The sequence below is a fragment of the Streptomyces sp. NPDC047981 genome (assembly GCF_040653315.1).
Taxonomy (GTDB): Bacteria; Actinomycetota; Actinomycetes; order Streptomycetales; family Streptomycetaceae; genus Streptomyces.
Genome location: NZ_JBEZNQ010000194.1, coordinates 1 through 1,719, shown reverse-complemented (window position 1 = coordinate 1,719; position 1,719 = coordinate 1). Strand labels below are relative to the sequence as shown.

Genomic DNA, 1,719 nt, shown 5'->3' with positions numbered 1-1,719 from the left:
CCGGCTCGCCCTGCCGGACCTCGCGGAGCTCGGCGGTCCCGTGGCCACCGTCGGCCGGCGACTGCCGGGGTGCGCCCCCGCGTTGGCGACGGACGCGCGGGCCTCGGTGCTGCCGCGCGCGGTGGACGAGGACGGTGACGCGGTGATCGTCTTCACCTCGGGCACGACCTCGCGGCCCCGCGCGGTCGTCCACACCCGTTCCTCGCTGGCGGCGGGCATGGCCACGGTGACCGGACTCGTCCGCCCGGAGCCCGGGGCGCCCGTGCTCGGCGGCACGTTCTTCGTGCTCGTGCCCTCGCTCGCGAGCGGTGCGCCGGTGGCTCTGCCCGCCCGCTCGCCTCGGGTACTGGCGAGGCAGCTGCGCCGCCTCGCACCCCAGGCGACCTATCTGACCCCGCCCCAGCTGAGGGCGGCCCTCGCGGCGGACGCGCGGTTCGAGGGTCGGGTGTGGACCGGTTCGGCGCCGGCGAGCGCGGAGCTGCTCACCCGGGTGCGGCGGGCCGGGGCCCGCGAGGCGTGGGGGGTGTACGCGCTGACCGAGCTGTTCCCTGCCGCCGCCGTCGAGCAGGCGGAGAAGGCGGCGTTCACCGGTGAGGGCGACCTCGTGGGCGCGCCTTTGCCGGGGGTCGAGGCCCGGCCGGGTCCCGGCGGTGAGCTGCTGCTCTCCGGGCCCGCGGCCAGGCACCGGTATCTCGGGGAGGAGCCCGAGCCGTGGGTGCGCACGGGTGACCGGGGGCGGTTGGACGAGTCCGGCCGGATCGTGCTCGCGGGCCGTTGCAAGGACATGGTGCTGAGGCGCGCGGAGAACATCTACCCCGGCCTCTACGAGCCCGCACTGCACGTCCCGGGGGTCGAACTGGCCCTGCTGGTGGGGGTTCCCGCAGGGGACGGCGACGAGCGTCTGGTCGCCGTCGTCCAGCCGCACCACGAGGCCGACCCCGCCCGGGTGCGGGCGTCCCTGGCCGGTCCGCTGCGTCGCATGGGCACGGCCCGCCCCGACGCCGTCGTGCTCGCCGACATCCCGCTGGCCGGCCGCTCCTTGAAGCCTGACCGCGCCGCGACGGCGCGACTGGCGGCGGCACGGACGACGGTCGGGGCGACGGAGGCGGGACGGTGAGGGCGGCAGGCGAGTCGGAAGCGGGAGGGGTGACCCTCGTGAGCGCCGCGACGGGAGCGGTGGCGGGGCCCGTGGACGGGTCCGGGACGGACCAGGACGCCGCCCTGCGGGGTGCGCGGCGGCGGGACCGGCGGGTGTACACGCGGGCGCACCCGGTGCTGTTCGCGCTGCTCGCGGCCGTCCGGCGGCGGCCGGTCGTCCGGCTCGGGCGGGCGGTCCTGGTGAACGGCGCCGAGCCGTACCGCGAGGCGCTCACCCGGGTGCCGCTCGACCGCGCCGCGGCCGGCACCACCGGTGGCGCGGCGCGTGAACTGTCGGGCGGGGGCACGCTGTTCGACCAGGAGGGCGCCGAGCACCGCGACACCCGGCGCGCCGTCGCCGGGGATCTTGGCGCCGCCGGGGTGGAGCGGCTCCGGCCGGTCTGGCGGGCGGTGCTCGACCGCGGGCTCGCGCCGCTCGCCGACGGGCACACCGTCGACCTCGTCCCGCTCGCCCGTGAACTCGCCGGTGCGACCGTCCGCGCACTCCTCGACACCCCGGCCGACGCCTCGCTCCTCGCGGAAGCGGCGGCGGACGCCGCCGCTGCCGCTGTCCGGGACCAC

At 78.4% G+C, this 1,719-nt stretch carries 1 protein-coding gene and 1 pseudogene; both read left to right on the top strand.

Translation table 11 applies throughout. The features are described 5' to 3' along the window. On the top strand, nt 1–1,117 hold a 1,117-nt coding region (locus AB0E14_RS39685), incomplete at its 5' end, for a class I adenylate-forming enzyme family protein (protein WP_362430450.1). A 38-nt stretch (nt 1,118–1,155) separates the two neighbouring features. Next, nucleotides 1,156–1,719 (top strand): annotated as a pseudogene (locus AB0E14_RS39680) (hypothetical protein); the annotation flags it as partial.